The 15,233-nt window shown below is 72.1% G+C and carries 14 protein-coding genes and 1 tRNA gene; 9 read left to right on the top strand and 6 right to left on the bottom strand.

Annotation, left to right across the window (positions count from 1 at the left end):
• Positions 1–262: 262 nt before the first annotated feature.
• The 4 genes from ASD48_RS00700 to ASD48_RS00690 all read left to right on the top strand — a co-directional run bounded on the left by ASD48_RS00700 (position 263) and on the right by ASD48_RS00690 (position 5,417).
• Positions 263–1,690: a hypothetical protein gene (locus ASD48_RS00700; RefSeq protein ID WP_057599354.1), complete on the top strand. Its 1,428-nt coding sequence runs from the start codon at positions 263–265 to the stop codon at positions 1,688–1,690.
• Between the two features lie 175 nt (positions 1,691–1,865).
• Entirely contained in the window at positions 1,866–3,329 is a 1,464-nt protein-coding gene (locus tag ASD48_RS00695; protein ID WP_057599353.1) for an alkaline phosphatase PhoX, read from the top strand.
• 59 nt (positions 3,330–3,388) lie between these two features.
• Positions 3,389–3,458, top strand: a tRNA-Ile gene (locus ASD48_RS44050).
• Between the two features lie 375 nt (positions 3,459–3,833).
• The gene (locus ASD48_RS00690) at positions 3,834–5,417 is read left to right on the top strand and encodes a TROVE domain-containing protein (RefSeq protein ID WP_057599352.1); all 1,584 of its coding nucleotides are present in this window, start codon (positions 3,834–3,836) and stop codon (positions 5,415–5,417) included.
• Positions 5,418–5,430: 13 nt separating this feature from the next.
• Here the strand turns inward: ASD48_RS00690 and ASD48_RS00685 are convergent, their stop codons facing one another.
• The 3 genes from ASD48_RS00685 to ASD48_RS00675 all read right to left on the bottom strand — a co-directional run bounded on the left by ASD48_RS00685 (position 5,431) and on the right by ASD48_RS00675 (position 7,744).
• Positions 5,431–5,805, bottom strand: coding sequence for an SgcJ/EcaC family oxidoreductase (locus tag ASD48_RS00685; protein WP_057599351.1), 375 nt, complete (start codon positions 5,803–5,805; stop codon positions 5,431–5,433).
• Positions 5,806–5,826: 21 nt separating this feature from the next.
• Positions 5,827–6,540 (bottom strand): SDR family oxidoreductase, encoded by a 714-nt coding sequence (locus ASD48_RS00680; RefSeq protein ID WP_057599350.1) that lies wholly within the window; start codon positions 6,538–6,540, stop codon positions 5,827–5,829.
• A gap of 223 nt (positions 6,541–6,763) precedes the next feature.
• Entirely contained in the window at positions 6,764–7,744 is a 981-nt protein-coding gene (locus tag ASD48_RS00675; RefSeq protein ID WP_057599349.1) for a LysR family transcriptional regulator, read from the bottom strand.
• A 164-nt stretch (positions 7,745–7,908) separates the two neighbouring features.
• On the opposite strand from ASD48_RS00675, the gene ASD48_RS00670 reads away from it, so the two are divergent.
• Positions 7,909–8,217, top strand: a complete 309-nt coding sequence (locus tag ASD48_RS00670; RefSeq protein WP_057599348.1) for a muconolactone Delta-isomerase family protein — start codon at positions 7,909–7,911, stop codon at positions 8,215–8,217.
• 84 nt (positions 8,218–8,301) lie between these two features.
• On the opposite strand, the gene ASD48_RS00665 is transcribed toward ASD48_RS00670, so the two are convergent.
• Positions 8,302–8,940: a TetR/AcrR family transcriptional regulator gene (locus tag ASD48_RS00665; RefSeq protein ID WP_057600928.1), complete on the bottom strand. Its 639-nt coding sequence runs from the start codon at positions 8,938–8,940 to the stop codon at positions 8,302–8,304.
• A 98-nt stretch (positions 8,941–9,038) separates the two neighbouring features.
• Here ASD48_RS00665 and ASD48_RS00660 point away from each other — a divergent pair, with 98 nt between their 5' ends.
• From ASD48_RS00660 to ASD48_RS00650, 3 genes are all read left to right on the top strand, one after another.
• Complete coding sequence (locus ASD48_RS00660) at positions 9,039–9,692, top strand: GntR family transcriptional regulator (RefSeq protein WP_057599347.1); 654 nt, start codon at positions 9,039–9,041, stop codon at positions 9,690–9,692.
• A 209-nt stretch (positions 9,693–9,901) separates the two neighbouring features.
• Positions 9,902–10,918, top strand: a complete 1,017-nt coding sequence (locus ASD48_RS00655) for a 1-aminocyclopropane-1-carboxylate deaminase (RefSeq protein WP_057599346.1) — start codon at positions 9,902–9,904, stop codon at positions 10,916–10,918.
• A 234-nt stretch (positions 10,919–11,152) separates the two neighbouring features.
• A complete protein-coding gene (locus ASD48_RS00650) occupies positions 11,153–11,533 on the top strand; it encodes a hypothetical protein (protein WP_057599345.1) in 381 nt (126 codons plus the stop codon).
• Positions 11,534–11,611: 78 nt separating this feature from the next.
• Here ASD48_RS00650 and ASD48_RS00645 read toward each other — a convergent pair whose 3' ends face one another.
• Positions 11,612–13,141: an MFS transporter gene (locus tag ASD48_RS00645; RefSeq protein WP_057599344.1), complete on the bottom strand. Its 1,530-nt coding sequence runs from the start codon at positions 13,139–13,141 to the stop codon at positions 11,612–11,614.
• A 166-nt stretch (positions 13,142–13,307) separates the two neighbouring features.
• Here ASD48_RS00645 and ASD48_RS00640 point away from each other — a divergent pair, with 166 nt between their 5' ends.
• Positions 13,308–13,880, top strand: a complete 573-nt coding sequence (locus tag ASD48_RS00640; RefSeq protein WP_057599343.1) for a TetR/AcrR family transcriptional regulator — start codon at positions 13,308–13,310, stop codon at positions 13,878–13,880.
• A gap of 77 nt (positions 13,881–13,957) precedes the next feature.
• On the opposite strand, the gene ASD48_RS00635 is transcribed toward ASD48_RS00640, so the two are convergent.
• Complete coding sequence (locus ASD48_RS00635; RefSeq protein ID WP_057599342.1) at positions 13,958–15,148, bottom strand: TerD family protein; 1,191 nt, start codon at positions 15,146–15,148, stop codon at positions 13,958–13,960.
• Positions 15,149–15,233 lie beyond the last annotated feature (85 nt).

Here is a 15,233-nt window from a genome sequence, read left to right as displayed (position 1 = left end):
GTGGAACGAGGGTGGAGCGTGGTACCGGGGCCGCGGTCCGCGGGGCGGACGCGACGCGCGTAGAAAATACAGTGAACAGATGTCCATCGGATTTCTACGCGCGTCAATCTCCTGCCTGGTCACGCCACTTGTCAAGGTTTCGGCCATGTACGCCGCCCGGCGGGGAGATGAACCGGGCGGCATGGGTCCATACCCGTCTAGGCTGAGTGGCCCAGTGCCCCCAGCGGGCCGGTGGCACCACGCGCCCTAGGAGAACCAGCCGATGTCAGACAGCTCCCCCCTCCCGCCGGTGCGGCTGCACCCCGAAGCGGAGCTGGCGCGCGACGCGCTGTCCACGCCGTTGCTCTCCCGGGCCGCCCGGCTCGCCCGCTGGGCCGGCCCCGACACCCGGGTCGACGCCGGGGGCGGACTCGTCGAGGACCAGCTGGCACCCGCCGCCGAGGTGCTGGGGCTGACCGGGGACGACGCCGCCGCCTACGCGAGCGAGGCCTGGCGGGTCGCCGTGGACGCCGGACTCGTGGAGGTCGTCGACGAAGAGGCCGGCACCGTCACGGCCGGTGAGGACCTGGCCCTGCTGACCGGCGGTTCCCCGCAGGACATCCTCGCCGTCTGGCTCGGCGCCCTGGAGACCGTGCTCGCCGACGCGTCCGTCCCCGACCTGGACGAGCTGATGGAGGTCATGGACGAGGGCGGCGAGGTCGACTTCTCCCGGCTCGACTGGAACCCCGAGGCCGAGGCCGAGTTCCTCGACGGTGTCCTCGGCAACCTCTACCTGCTCACCGCCAGCGAGGAGGGCCCCGGCGACGCCCCCGTGCCGCTGCCCGCCCTCGCCGCGTCGATGATCATCCCCGGTGACATGGACGAGCCCACCAACGACGTCCTGGAGCAGGTCTCCGACGCGATGATGCGGCTGGACGACCAGTTCCGGCTCCTGGAGCCGATCGGGATCGTCGCCTACCGGCCCGTCGACGAGGACCTGATGGCGGACCCGGAGGAGGAGCCCTCCGCCTCCTTCGACGAGGCCGACGTCTCCCGCTACGGGATGGTCCGGCTCACCCCCCTCGGCGTGTACGGGATGCGGGCCCGGCTGCTGGAGGCCGGTTTCGACGCCCCGGCCGTCGGCGACCTCGCCGACAAGGGCGCCGACGTCCTGCTCGACGGCAGCTCCGGCTACGGCTCGGGCGCCGCCCTAGCCGAGACCGAGCAGTGGCTGGTCCGCCGTGAACCCCTCGACGCCGCACGGGAGTTGCTGGCCGCCGCCCGCGGCTCGGACCCCGGCGCCCCGCTGCGCCGGCTGCGCTGCCAGCAGGCCCTCTCGCTCGTCGGCGGCCAGGCCGAACCCGCCGTCCGCGAGGTCCTCGACGACGCCGAACTCGGCGGCCTCGCCCGCGTCTGGCTCAGCGAGCTGGGCGCGACGGACGTACCGGCGCCCTCCGAGGACCTGGTCTTCTGGCTCACCATCGACACGGTGGCGGCGCAGCTCGCCGCAGAGGGCAACTCCGAGGAGCTGCAGGCCCTCGTCGAGGGGCTGGCCCAGCAGCACAGCGGGTTCTTCTCGGCGGCCTGGAGGGTCGACCACCCGGCGACCCCGGACGTCCTGGAGGCGATGGGACGGCTGCATCCGGACAAGCGCATCGCGAAGGAAGCACGCAAGGCGGCGTTCAAGGCGAGGTCGCAGCAGGGCGGATGAGTCTCCCGCGGCGCGGAGGCCCTGGAGCTCCCGTGGCCTGATCCGTACGGATTCACGGAACGGGGTCCCCTGAGGTCGCCCCCCGTTCAACTCCCGTTCAGGCATGGGCGGGACGGTGACGCCGAACCGAGGTCCGCCACCCTCCACGGCCTTCCACCGCGTCTCAGGAGACACCATGTCGCTCACCCGCAGGGACTTCGCCAGAAAATCCGCGATCACCGGTGCCGGGGTCGCGCTGGCGGGCAGCGTAGGCGCCCTCGCCACCGCGCCGAACGCCCTCGCGTCCACGGAGACCGAGTCCGCGCCGGACACCGGGGACGCGAAGGGAACGTCGGCCGCCGGGCACCACGGGGTCGGCTACGGACCGCTGCTGCCCGACCCCGACGGCATCCTCGCGCTGCCCGCCGGATTCAAGTACCGCGTCATCACCTACAGCGGCAGGACCAAGCTGGAGTCCGGCGAGATCACGCCGTCCAACCACGACGGCACCGCCACCTTCTGCGGCCCGCGCGGCGCGACCCTGCTCGTCAACAACCACGAGCTGAAGGGCCCGCGCGCGAGCTGGCCGTACCCGGTCCCGCTCACCGAGGGCCTGGTCTACGACCCGGCGGCGGCCGGCGGCTGCACCGTCGTCGAGGTGCGCCCCGGCGGCCATGTCGCCGAGTGGGTCGGCATCGCCGGCACCTCCACCAACTGCGCCGGCGGCAGCACCCCCTGGGGCACCTGGCTCAGCGGCGAGGAGACCGAGGACAAGGCCGGCCAGAACGGCATGACCAAGGACCACGGCTACATCTTCGAGGTCGACCCCGAGGACCGCCGGGCCAACCGCGACCCCAAGCCGATCAAGGCGTTCGGCCGGTACGCGCACGAGGCGGTCGTCATCGACCCCAAGCGCGGCCACGCCTACCTCACCGAGGACGCCTCGGGCCCCAACGGCCTGCTCTTCCGCTGGACCCCGCCGGCGGGCTTCCGCCACGGCCGGGGCAAACTGCGCACCCTCGCCGACGACGCCGGCGTCCTGCAGGCCTTCAAGTGCTTCGACTCGGGCGGCAAGTTCGTCGACGACCTCTCCCGGGCCACGAAGATCGGCACGGTCTACGGCGTCGACTGGATCGACGTCCCCGACCGCGACGCCAGGTCGGTGTCCGTCCGCAAGCAGTTCACCGACGGCCAGGTCACCCGCGCCCGCAAGCTGGAGGGCATGTGGTGGGGCGACGGCGGCACCTACATCGTCTCCTCCTACGCCCGTGACGAGAGCCCCGTCCAGCACGACGGCGCCGTCTGGTTCTACGACCCCAAGCGCCGCACCCTGACCCTGAAGGTGCTGCTCGGCGTGAACCCCGACCCCTCCGTCGACGGCGCCTTCGACGGCCCCGACAACATCACCGTCTCCCCGTACGGCGGTCTCGTCATCGCCGAGGACGGCGAGGGCGTCCAGCACCTGTTCGGCGCCACCGACAGCGGCCGCACCTACCCCATCGCCCGCAACGAGCTGAACATCGGCACCGCGGACGAGCCGGAATACAGCGAGTTCACCGGCGTCACCTTCTCGCCCGACGGCCACACCCTGTTCGCCAACATCCAGACCCCGGGAATCATGCTCGCCATCACGGGGCCGTGGAAGCGCCAGAAGCGCTGAGCACCGAACGGTAGTTAATTCACTCGCTCGATCCGCGGCCGCCCTCCTAAAGTGGTGCACGTCCAGGTGCGAAGGCAGGACCTACTTCCACTGATAATGGGGCGGCCGCGGGTTCGAGTCCCGCCACCGGCACAACGCGCCGGTGTAGCTCAGGGGTTAGAGCACCTTGTCGGTTCCGCCGGCTTCGATCTCTGGACACCACAATTTCACAGCACCTCCCGGTGCGCGGGCTGCGGCTACTTCTTTGCAACAGAAATCCTGGCCGCCGCCGACTTTATCTCGGGAGGCGCAGCATGTGGTGGGTGCCCGGTGCGCAGGCAACGGTTACTTCATTGGATCGGACGGTCGCGGGTTCGAGTCCCGTCATCGGCTTCAGGTCGGTGTAGCTCAGTCGGTAGAGCATCTGGCTAAGTCCGTCGCCGACCCCTGATCTCGGGCACCTTCCTTTTGCTGCGCCTCTCCCGATGCACGACTGAATGAACAATGAATTCGGGGGAATTCACCATGGCGCGCTTCAATTTCCGTGCCCGTAAGCCGCAGCCCGTATCGCCCGTGACCACCACGGGCCGGGTGCTCCGTACCCACCAGGGCGGCCGAGGCCATGAGCGGGACGCCCGCTCCGAGCTGTTCCTGCTGGCGATCGCCAACTTCGTCTCCCAGCAGACCTTCTACGAGACCGGCGCGGCCCGCGACGACCGCTTCACGAAGCTGGTGCGCGAACTCGCCGTCGACGACCCGTCCTGGACGGCCGGCCTGCTCGGCTGGCTGCGCGGCGAGGGCAACATCCGCACCGCCGCGATCGTGGGCGCCGCCGAGTACGTGCACGCCCGTCTGACGGCGGGCGCCACCGACGGTCCCTCGAACCGGCAGGTCGTGGACTCCGTGCTCCAGCGGCCGGACGAGCCCGGCGAGCTGCTCGCGTACTGGACGGCGACGTACGGCCGCAACATCCCCAAGCCCGTCAAGCGCGGTGTCGCCGACGCCGTGCGGCGGCTCTACAACGGCAAGTCGCTGCTGAAGTACGACACGGCCTCGAAGGGCTACCGCTTCGGCGACATCCTCAACCTGGTGCACGCCGCGCCGGACCCGGCCAAGCCGTGGCAGGGCGAGCTGTTCCGGTACGCCCTCGACCGCCGGCACAACCCCGACACGGCCGTGGTGCCCAGGTCGCTGCCCGTGCTCGCGGCGCACCGCGACCTGATGGCGCTGCGGCCCGCCAAGCGGCGCAGGGTCGTGACCGGAGCGGGCGGCGCACGGCGCCTTGCCGAGGCGGGCATGACCTGGGAGGCGCTGGCGGGCTGGCTCCAGGGGCCGATGGACAAGGCGGCCTGGGAGGCGGTCATTCCGACGATGGGGGCGATGGCCCTGACGCGGAACCTGCGCAACTTCGACGAGGCGGGAGTCTCCGACGAGGTCGCGGCGCGGGTGGCGGCGAAGATCAGCGACCCGGCGGAGGTCGCGCGCTCGCGGCAGTTCCCCTTCCGGTACCTCGCCGCGTACCAGCACGCGCCGTCGCTGCGCTGGGCGTACCCGCTGGAGCGGGCGCTCGGCCACTCGCTGGCCAACGTGCCGGCGCTGCCCGGCCGGACGCTGGTGCTCGTCGACCGGTCCGGTTCGATGTTCTACGCACGGCTGTCCGACCGTTCCGAGCTCAACCGGGCCGACGCGGCGGCGATCTTCGGCACGGCGCTCGCACTGCGGGCGGCCGACGCCGACCTCGTCGAGTTCGGCACCACCAGCAACAAGATCAAGTTCCGTGAGGAGGAGTCGATGCTGAAGATTCTGGAGCGCTTCGGAGACCTCGGTGGCACGGACACCACCGAGGCCGTGCGCCGGCACTACCGCGGCCACGACCGGGTGCTGATCGTCACCGACGAGCAGTACGCGGCGAGCCGCCACGGCGACCCGACCGACCAGGTCCCGGCGCACGTGCCGGTGTACACCTGGAACCTGGCCGGTCACCGGGCGGGCCACGGCCCGTCCGGCAAGGGGAACCGCCACACCTTCGGCGGACTGTCGGACGCCGCCTTCCGGATGGTGCCGCTGCTCGAGGCCGCCGACGACACCCGGTGGCCGTGGGCGGCCTGAGCGCCGGCGAGGGCTAGCCGAGCCGTGAGACCTGGTAGTGGCCGATGCGCCACTCGTCGTCCTCGCGCCTCAGCAGAACACCGAGGTACACGGCGATCGTGGGCCGGTCGGTGAACGAGAACTCCACGTTCAGGTAGCCGAGGACGAGGTCGTCGGCGAGGTGCCTGGTCTCGAGGAACCGGTAGTCGGCCGTCATGCCCAGGGGCTGGGAGTCGTAGTAGTCCGCGACTCCCGGCCTCCCCGTGCTGTAGGGGTGCAGCCCCTGGAAGATCGCGTCCTCGGTGAAGAGGGCGGCGACCCGCCCGGGTTCGTGCGCGTCGACCGCGGCCTTCCACCGGTCCAGGACGCCGCGCAGGACCGCTTCGTCGTCCGTCGTACCGCTGCTCATGGCTGTGCTCCTGTCCGCCGGTCAGTGGCCGGCGCTCATGCCGCCGTCGACGTGCAGGATCTCGCCGGTGACGAACGGGGCGTTCTCCAAGTAGACGACCGCGTCGACGATGTCGCTCTGCTCGCCCATCCGGCCGACGGGGTGCAGGGCGGCGAGGAACGCGTGCGTCTCCTCGGCGTGCATCGGCGTCTTGATGGTGCCCGGCGAGACGGCGTTGGCCCGGATGCCGCGGGTGGCGTACTCGATGGCGAGGGACTTGGTGGCGGACTGCAGACCGCCCTTGGTCAGCGAGGCCAGCACGGAGGGCACGTTGGCGTCCGCGTTGTCGACCAGGCTGGTGGTGATGTTGACGATGTGCCCGCCGCCCTGGGCCAGCATCCGCTCGACGGCGAGCCGGGTGAGGTGGAAGAACCCGGCCAGGTTCACGCCGGTCACGGTGGCGTAGTCGTCCTGGGTGTAGTCGGTGAAGGGCTTCGCGACGAACACGCCCGCGTTGTTGACCAGCGTGTCGATCCGGCCGAACCGTTCCATGGCAGCCGCGACGACGCGTTCGGCGGTGGCGGGGTCGGCGATGTCGCCCCGGACGGTGACGAGGTCGAGGTCGTCGGCGGGGGCGATGGTGCGTGAGGTGGCGACGACGGCGTAGCCGAGCTTGCGGTAGGCCTCGACCAGCCCGGCGCCGATGCCCTGCGACGCGCCGGTGACGACGGCGACCTTCTGCTGCTGAACGCTCATGGTGATCTTCTCCGGGGGGACGCGATGACCGGTTACTAGCCGACCGGTCGACTATTCAGAACGTAGGCCGGTCGTCGGTGGGCGTCAAAGGGCGGGAGGGTGCTGCCCGGGACCTGTTTCCTCCGGCCTGGGAGGAACAGGCTCCCACCGCAGGTCAGCGCAGGTCAGCGCAGGTCGGTGCAAGTCAGTGCCGGTCTGCGGGGGGCGTGCGGGTCGGCGGAGGTCAGCGGGGGAGCGCGTGCGGGTCGTCGGCGGGCAGCCAGGCGTCCGGGGCGTGGATCCCGAGGTCGTCGGCGTCGACGCCGTCGCAGAGCGCGTCGACGACGGCCAGGACCCCGGCACGCTCCTCGGTCTCGCGCCGCACGAGGGACCAGGTCCAGTACACCTTCGGCGCGACGACCTCGCGGCGGACCAGGTCGGACGGCAGCGGAGTCGTCTGCCCCTTGGGCGAGTTGAGGACGGGACGGCGGCAGCGCCGGACGTGGTCGAAGAAGGCGGGGCCGGTCACGGCACCGTCGGAGATGCGCACCGCGCGGGCACCGGTGGTCCGCGTCAGCTCTTCGGCGTACTCGTTCCAGGACGCCCAGGAGGTGACGTCGTCGTCGATCAGGACGTCGGTGTCCCCGACGGAACCAACGGACACGGCGGGTGCGGCGGATGGGGCGGGTGCGGCGGACGGTTCGCCGGTGTCGGTGCTCCTGGCGACGGCGTACAGCCGGTCGGCGCCGAGGAGCCGGGCCCGCAGTCCGTACCGCTTCAGGTCCTCGTTCCGTACCCAGCACACGGCGAGGTCGAGGCTGCCGTCGGCAACCCGGGCGGCCTGGGTGTGCGAGGGCGCGACCCACGCGTCGACATGGACCCGGGCCACCGCGGCGGTGCGCCGGGTCAGGTCCGCCGGGAGCCAGTTGACGTACCCGAGGCGTACCGGCTGCGAGCCGGACAGCCGGCGGGCCCGGCCGCGGAGGTCGTCGGCCCGCTCCAGCAGGGCGCGCGTGTGCGGGAGCAGGTCGGCGCCGGCCGCGGTGAGCGAGACCGACCGGCGGTCGCGGTCGAAGAGGCGTACACCGAGATCGCGCTCCAGCGCCTTGATCTGCTGGGACAGGGACGGACCGGCGATCAGGAGCCGCGCGGCGGCCCGTCCGAAGTTCAGTTCCTCGGCGACCGCGACGAAATACCGCAGCTGGCGCAGCTCCACGCCCGCCATGCTACGTCCGGGGCGGGCCGGTAGGAGGCTGTTCCTCTCAGCAGGGAGGAAGGCGGACGTGGTCGCCCGCGCGGCGGCGGGCGGACGATGGAGGCGGGCGAGCGCGACGGCGTCCGGCCGCCGCGATCCGCCACGAATCGATCCTCAGCGAGCGGAGCGGGACCATGCGAGAGTTCCTGGTCGAGATCACCACGACCGTGCCCGAGGGCACCGGACAGGACGAGATCGACGAACGGCGCGCCGCCGAAGCCGTCCGAGCCCGCGAACTGGCCGCCTCCGGTCATCTGGCCCGGCTGTGGCGGCCGGTCGGCGAACTGCGCAGCATCGGTGTCTGGCGCGCCGCCGACGAGGCGGAACTCCACGAGAAGGTGCTCGGGACACTGCCCCTGCGCCCGTGGATGACCCTCACCGTCACCGCGCTCCAGCCCCACCCCAACGACCCGGGCCCGGACCACGCCGACGGCACGCCGTGACGGCTCCCTGGAACCCCCGTTCCGGGAGTCGGCGAAGGGAGGGGGACGAGGTACTGCCTGAGGCGCCGGTGGCCCGGAGTTCCGTCAGGCGCCGACCGCGCCGACCGCGCCAACCGCGCCGGGCCGCGGCGCGGGGGCGCCCAGCAGCGCCAGGCAGTTCGTCCACAGAGGGCCGAGCCGGTCGGTGTCGTTGTAGAGCTTGGCGAACATGACCTGCCCCTCGAGCTGCGCGACCACGGCCCGCGCGGCCGCCCGCGTGTCGGTCACGGAGACCTCACCGCGCCCGAGGGCCTCGGCGACGACCGACTCGACCATCTCGACCTGCGCCTCGAAGATCCCCTGGAGGCGGTCGCGGACGGCCTCGGTCTGATTGCTCAGCTCCAGCGTGAGGTTCCCGAACAGGCACCCCGCCACGGTGCCGCAGCTCTGCTGTCCCGCGCGCTGCCCGGCCTCGGTCTCCTCGAACAGCAGGCGCAGCCGGGACAGCGGTGCCCCCTCGGCGTGCAGCACCCGCTCCCACGCGCGCCGCTGCCCGGCCCACTGCTCGTCGACGACGGTCAGGGCGAGTGCTTCCTTGGACTCGAAGAAGTAGTAGAAGCTGCCCTTCGGCACCCCGGCCGTCTTGCAGATCTCGGCCACGCCCAGCGCCGAGTAGCCGCGCAGCTCGATCAGTGACCGTGCGGCGCTGAGGATCTTCTCGCGGGCATCGCTGGTCCGTCCCATGAAGCCGAGTGTACGACCGGTGGACGACCGGTCGTCTATCTTCCCGTCCACGTCGGAGCCTTGCGCGCCCGGCAAACTGATATCTAACATTTCAGTTCATGGAGGCTGTGCCACGCACTCTGCTCAGGGACCGCGCCTACGCGGCGATCCGGGACGCCATCGTGGCCGGGGACATCGCCCCCGGCGCGGTCGTGCGCGACGCCGATCTCGCCGAGCGGCTCGGGCTGTCACGGGCGCCGGTGCGGGAGGCGTTCGCCCGGCTGGTCGACGAGGGGCTGCTGGAGAGCAAGCCGCAGAGCTACACGCGGGTGACCCCGGTGGTGGCCGCCGACGTACGGGACGCGGCGGCCGTGGTCGGCGCGATGCACGAGCTGGCCACCCGGGTGGCGGTGCCCCGGCTGTTCGCCGCGGACGTCGAGGGGATGCGCGCGGCCAACGAGCGGTTCGCCGCCGCGGTACGGGCCGGGGACGTGGACGCCGCCCTGCGCGCCGACGACGCGCTGCACGACGTACTCGTCCGTGCCGCCGGCAACCGCGCGGCCGCCGCCACCATCGCCCGCTACACCCCCCTCATCCGGCGGCTGGAGCGACGGCGCTTCGGCGAGGGCGGCACCTGCCGTTCGGCCGGACTGCACGGCCGGCTGATCGAGGCCTGCGCCGACGGTGACGTCGACGAGGCGGTCCGCGTCACTGCGGAGATCTGGCGCACCCTCGCGGACCTCGCCGACTCCGACGACCCGGCGGCCGAGTGACCGGGCGGCGGAGTGGCCGGGCGGCAGAGTGGCCGGGCGGCGGATCAGGCGAATAGCCAGTAATCGAAGAACCGAAGAACCGAGTAGCCGAGTGGCCGAGTGGCCGAGTGATCGATCGACTCTCTGCTCCAGGGGACCCGCCCGCCCGCTGGCCCGCTCGACCCCCTCGGCCCGCTCGACCCGCTCGACCCACCGCTTCAGGAGGCCCCATGTCCATCTCCTCGTACGCGCGTTACCCCCTCCTCTTCGGGCCCTCCCCGGTGCACCCGATGGAACGGCTCACCGCCCACCTCGGCGGCGCCGCCCTCTGGGCGAAGCGGGAGGACTGCAACTCCGGGATCGCGTACGGCGGGAACAAGACCCGCAAACTGGAGTACCTGGTCGCCGACGCCCTCGCGCAGGGCTGCGACACGCTCGTGTCGATCGGCGGGGTGCAGTCCAACCACACCCGTCAGGTCGCGGCCGTCGCGGCCCGCGCCGGACTGAAGTGCGTGCTGGTGCAGGAGAGCTGGGTGGAGTGGCCCGACTCCGTGTACGACAAGGTCGGCAACATCCTCATCAGCCGGCTGGCCGGGGCCGATGTGCGCCTGGTCCGGGCCGGGTTCGGGATCGGCTTCAAGGAGAGCTGGGAGCTGGCGCTCAGGGAGGTCGAGGAGTCGGGCGGGAAGCCGTACGCCATCCCCGCCGGGGCCTCCGACCATCCGCTCGGCGGCCTGGGCTTCGCCGGGTGGGCGTACGAGGTCGCCGAGCAGGAGCGGGAGTCGGGCGTCTTCTTCGACACCGTGATCGTCTGCTCGGTGACCGGGTCGACCCAGGCGGGCATGGTCGCCGGGTTCGCCGCGCTGGAGGAGGCGGGCGCGCGGTCCCGGCGCGTCATCGGGATCGACGCCTCGGCCAAGCCCACCGAGACCCGTGGGCAGATCGCCCGCATCGCGCATCGCACCGGGCAACTCATAGGACTCCAGCGTGAGTTGACCATCGAGGACATCGAGCTGGACGAGCGGTACCACGCCGGCGTCTACGGCGTGCCGGACGAGACGACCCTGGAGGCGATGCGGCTCGCCGCGCGGACCGAGGGCATGGTCACCGACCCCGTCTACGAGGGGAAGTCGATGGCCGGACTCGTCGACCTGGTCGCACGCGGCGAGATCGACCGCGACTCCACCGTGCTGTACGCGCACCTGGGCGGCCAGCCGGCCCTGAACGCGTACAGCGCGCTCTTCTGAGGACCCGGAGGTCATCGGGGGCCTTCAGGAGGCCGGCCCCGGACCGGATCGGTAACCGGTGTCCTGCGGCAGCCCCCGGGGCACACCCCGCTCCGCCTCGGGTGGCGCTCGTCGGACCAGAGGATGAGCCGCCGATGACGCCGTCAGCGTGATGTACGGCCGGGACCGCAACCGGCGCGGGCTCCGCACGCTTCCTGTCCGGCAGAACCGTAAGAAGCCGGTGAGGAGAGCAACGTGACGACCACCGCCCCCGAACACAGCGACCCCCGCGCCTTCGTCGACCCCCACGCCTTCGTCGACCCCTATGCCGTCGATGCGGCCGACGCCCGCTGGCCCGACACGGCCGACGTCCACTGGCCGGACCCGGCCGACGTCCGCTGGCCGGACCCGGTCGACTCGGACCAGGGCATGGATCACCTGATGCCGCCGAATCCCGCCGAGCGCCTCGAGCTCGCCATCGGTCCGCGCGACCGGCGACGCATCGACCTGCACGCCGCGCTGACCGCGGCCGGAATCCCGCCGTACCCCGAGGACCGCGACGCCATCGACCAGCTCAGCGCGCTGTCCGGCAGCGTCAACGCCGCACTCCAGCGCTGGCTGCACCACCCCAGGTGACCCCGGGCCCGGGTCACCTCGGTGCACGCCGGTGCCCGGGCCGCCACGGCATGGTCGCGGTGGGCGCGCTCGCCCGCGTCAGCCGCTTCCGGCCGGGATCCTCCGCCTGCCCCTGATCGCGAGGGCCGCCGTCAGCAGGGCCGCCAGTGCGATCAGGGTGGCCGCCCCGAACGCCCGGGTGGCGCCGTGGGTGAGGATCTCGGCCGGGCTGCCCACCGCGTGCCGGGTGGCCGTGCCGTACACCGTGACCAGCACCGACAGGCCGAGCGTGCCGCCGAGCCACTGCAGGCTCTGGAGGAGGCCGGAGGCGGCCCCGGCCTCCTCGGGTCCGACCTTGGCCAGAATGGCGGCGTTCAGCGGCATCAGGGCCAGGCCGACGCCGACGCCCAACAGCAGCAGCGGGCCGAGCAGACCCGTCACGTAGCCGTCGTCGGGACCGAGCCGCCACAGCCGGCAGGCGGAACCGGCGAGCAGTGTCATGCCGGTCAGGATCAGCGGCTTGGCACCGAGGCGGGCCAGCAGCCGCGGCACGAACCGCACGGTCGTGAACATCACCGCCGTCATGGGCAGGAACGCGAGACCGGCGCGCAACGGACTGTAGTGCAGCACCTCCTGACTGATGAGGGTGAGGAAGTAGAAGGCGCCGAACATGCCCGCGGGCAGCATCAGGACGCCGAGGTAGGCGCCCGCCCGGTCGCGGTCGGCGAAGAGCCCGAGCGGCATGATCGGCTGTTCGGCGCGGGTCTCGATCAGGGCGAAACCGACGAGCAGGGCGGCCGCGCCGGTGAAGCCGAGCAGCGCCAGGGTGTCGCTCCACCCCTCCTGCGAGACCCGGATGAACGCGTACACCAGCGAGGTGGTCCCGGCGGTGCCGGTCAGGGCGCCCGCCGCGTCGAACCGGCCCGCGTGGCGCGGGGTCTCGGTGACGAAGCGGGGCAGGGCGAGGGCGACCGCGATCCCGATGGGCACGTTGATCAGCAGGGCCCAGCGCCAGGAGGCCCAGGCGGTGAGCATGCCGCCGAGGACCAGGCCGATGGAGGCGCCGATCCCGGCCATGGAGGAGTAGACGCCGAGAGCGTGGTGACGGCGGGGGCCCTCGGGGAAGTTGGTGGTGATCAGGGCGAGGGTGCTGGGCGCGGTGAGGGCGGCGCCCGCTCCCTGGAGGGCGCGGGCGGCGAGCAGCCAGCCGCCGTCGCCTGCCAGGCCGCCGAGCAGCGAGGAGCCGGCGAACAGCAGGACGCCGAGGGTGAGCGTGCGGCGGCGGCCCAGGAGGTCGCCGACGCGTCCGCCGAGCAGCAGCAGTCCACCGAAGGCGAGGGTGTACGCGTTCAGTACCCAGGACAGTCCTGTGGGGGAGAAGCCGAGGTCACGCCGTATGTCGGGGAGGGCGACATTGACGACCGTGGAGTCGACTCCGACCATGAGATAGGCGGTGACGATCACGAGCAGGACGGCGCCCGGCCGGGCGGCCGGTCCGGGTGGCGCGGGTGGAGGGAATGAGGCGGCCGAGGCGGAACCGGCCGAGGCGTCGGCGGCCGAGGTGCCGGTGGTCGGCCCACCGGTGGTCGAAGGACCGGCGGCCGAGGCGGAAGGGGACGGCGTGGACATGGGGTGCTCCCTGTCTGGTGTCCCCGCGGGAAGTGGTGGAACATGCGGGCAGCACGAAGAGACCCTGGTCGTGGACCCGCAGAGACGAGCGCAGTAAGCGGGGACTGTCTCCGTTTAGTGTCTGCCAAAATACGGAGAGAGTCCCCGGTTTGCAAGGAGTAACTGGATGACGCAGGTCAGGCCCATGCGTGCGGACGCTCGCCGTAACTACGAGCGCTTGCTCAAGGTGGCGGCGGAGGCATTCGCCGAGCATGGGGAGGGCGCCTCCCTCGACGACATCGCCAAGCGGGCGGGCGTCGGGTCCGGCACGCTGTACCGGCACTTCCCGACGCGCCAGGCGCTGCTGGAGGCGGCCTACGTCGACCGGATCGAGGCGCTGGCCGTGCGGGCCGACGAACTCGGCGGCGAACTCCCGCCGGGTGAGGCACTGGTGGAATGGCTCAACGAGCTGTGCGTCGGCACGATCCAGGTCCGCGGAATGAAGTCCCTGCTGGGCTCCGCCGTCACGGACGGCAGCGCGGCCGCGGTCACCGCCTGCGGTACGAACATGAAGGCGGCGGCGGCCCGGCTGGTGGAGGCGGCGCAGCGGGAGGGCACCCTGCGGCCGGACGTCGAGCCGATCGACGTACTGCGCCTCGCGCACGGGGTGGCGACGGCGTCGGAGCTGGCGAAGGGCGACCGCAGCGCCATCCGCCGTTATGTGTCGCTGCTGACGGAGGGGCTGCGGCCCGCGCGCTGACGGCGGCGGGCGCCCCCGTGGTGGCGGGCGCCCGTGGCTGAGCGACTACTGCGGGGCCGGGGCGGGCCCGGGCACGGCTACAGGGCCTGGGCGCCCGGCTTCACCATGTTCCGCACGGTGCGGGCCTTCACGAAGTCGCCCACGGCGGTCATCTCCCACTCGCCGGAGAACTGCTTGATCAGCTTGGCCATCAGCACGCCCGTCTGCGGTTCGGCGCCGGTCAGGTCGAAGCGGACGAGCTCCTCGCCGGTCGAGGCGTCCAGCAGACGGCAGTAGGCCTTGGCGACCTCCGTGAACTTCTGGCCCGAGAAGGAGTTCACCGTGAAGACCAGTCCGGTCACCTCCTGGGGCAGACGGCCGAGGTCGACGACGATCACCTCGTCGTCCCCGCCGCCCTCGCCGGTGAGGTTGTCGCCGGAGTGCTTGATCGCGCCGTTCACGATGGAGAGCTTGCCGAAGTAGCAGCTGTCGATGTGGTTGCGCTGGGGGCCGTAGGCGATGACCGAGGCGTCCAGGTCGATGTCCTTGCCGCGGAACGCGGGCTCCCAGCCCAGGCCCATCTTGACCTGCGAGAGCAGCGGACGGCCGCCCTTGACGAGGGAGACGGTCTGGTTCTTCTGGAGGCTGACCCGGCCCTTGTCCAGGTTGATCTTCCCGGTGGCGGCGGGGGGCGCGGCGGGCGGGGCCGGGGGCATCGGCGGGGCCGCCGGCGTCATCGGGGACTGCGGCACGGGCGGCGGCGGGGCCGTCTGCCGAGGTGCGGCGGCCGGCGCGGGTTCCTCCACCGTCACCCCGAAGTCGGTGGCGATGCCGGCCAGGCCGTTGGCGTACCCCTGCCCGACCGCGCGGGCCTTCCAGACGCCGTTGCGGAGATAGATCTCCACGACGACGAGGGCCGTCTCCGAACCGAGCTGCGGGGGCGTGAAGGTGGCCAGCACGCCGTTGTCGTCCGCGCTGCGGATCGTCGCCGTCGGTTCGACGCCCTGGAACGTCTGCCCCGCGGCGTCCGGGCTGGCGGTGACGACGATCTTCTCGATGCCCGGCGGGACGGCGGCCGTGTCGACGACGATCGCGTCGGGGGCGGCGCCGCCCCCGGAGCGGTAGGTCACGCCGGGGCCGCTCGGCTGGTTGTAGAAGATGAAGTCGTCGTCGGAGCGCACCTTGCCGTCGGCGGTGAGCAGCAGGCCCGAAACGTCGAGCCGCACCGGAGCGGCGACGTCCACCGTCACGCGGGCGGTGGAGAGAGGGATGTTCGAGCCGGGGGTCATAGCTGTCATGCCGGGTGAACGAGCGAGACCACTTTGCCGTTCCCTTACCCGGACCCGAACGGGCCCGGGCGGGGACATGGCGGCC

Origin of the sequence: Streptomyces sp. Root1310, from assembly GCF_001426425.1 — a bacterium.
GTDB lineage: Bacteria > Actinomycetota > Actinomycetes > Streptomycetales > Streptomycetaceae > Streptomyces.
This window is presented reverse-complemented; position numbering and strand designations above follow the sequence as displayed.

Bases quoted from the DNA above. Each gene is read 5' to 3' on its own strand.
- ASD48_RS00700 (WP_057599354.1), top strand. From the start codon at position 263: ATGTCAGACAGCTCCCCCCTCCCGCCGGTGCGGCTGCACCCCGAAGCG.
- ASD48_RS00695 (WP_057599353.1), top strand. From the start codon at position 1,866: ATGTCGCTCACCCGCAGGGACTTCGCCAGAAAATCCGCGATCACCGGT.
- ASD48_RS00690 (WP_057599352.1), top strand. From the start codon at position 3,834: ATGGCGCGCTTCAATTTCCGTGCCCGTAAGCCGCAGCCCGTATCGCCC.
- ASD48_RS00685 (WP_057599351.1), bottom strand. From the start codon at position 5,805: ATGAGCAGCGGTACGACGGACGACGAAGCGGTCCTGCGCGGCGTCCTG.
- ASD48_RS00680 (WP_057599350.1), bottom strand. From the start codon at position 6,540: ATGAGCGTTCAGCAGCAGAAGGTCGCCGTCGTCACCGGCGCGTCGCAG.
- ASD48_RS00675 (WP_057599349.1), bottom strand. From the start codon at position 7,744: ATGGCGGGCGTGGAGCTGCGCCAGCTGCGGTATTTCGTCGCGGTCGCC.
- ASD48_RS00670 (WP_057599348.1), top strand. From the start codon at position 7,909: ATGCGAGAGTTCCTGGTCGAGATCACCACGACCGTGCCCGAGGGCACC.
- ASD48_RS00665 (WP_057600928.1), bottom strand. From the start codon at position 8,940: ATGGGACGGACCAGCGATGCCCGCGAGAAGATCCTCAGCGCCGCACGG.
- ASD48_RS00660 (WP_057599347.1), top strand. From the start codon at position 9,039: ATGGAGGCTGTGCCACGCACTCTGCTCAGGGACCGCGCCTACGCGGCG.
- ASD48_RS00655 (WP_057599346.1), top strand. From the start codon at position 9,902: ATGTCCATCTCCTCGTACGCGCGTTACCCCCTCCTCTTCGGGCCCTCC.
- ASD48_RS00645 (WP_057599344.1), bottom strand. From the start codon at position 13,141: ATGTCCACGCCGTCCCCTTCCGCCTCGGCCGCCGGTCCTTCGACCACC.
- ASD48_RS00640 (WP_057599343.1), top strand. From the start codon at position 13,308: ATGACGCAGGTCAGGCCCATGCGTGCGGACGCTCGCCGTAACTACGAG.
- ASD48_RS00635 (WP_057599342.1), bottom strand. From the start codon at position 15,148: ATGACCCCCGGCTCGAACATCCCTCTCTCCACCGCCCGCGTGACGGTG.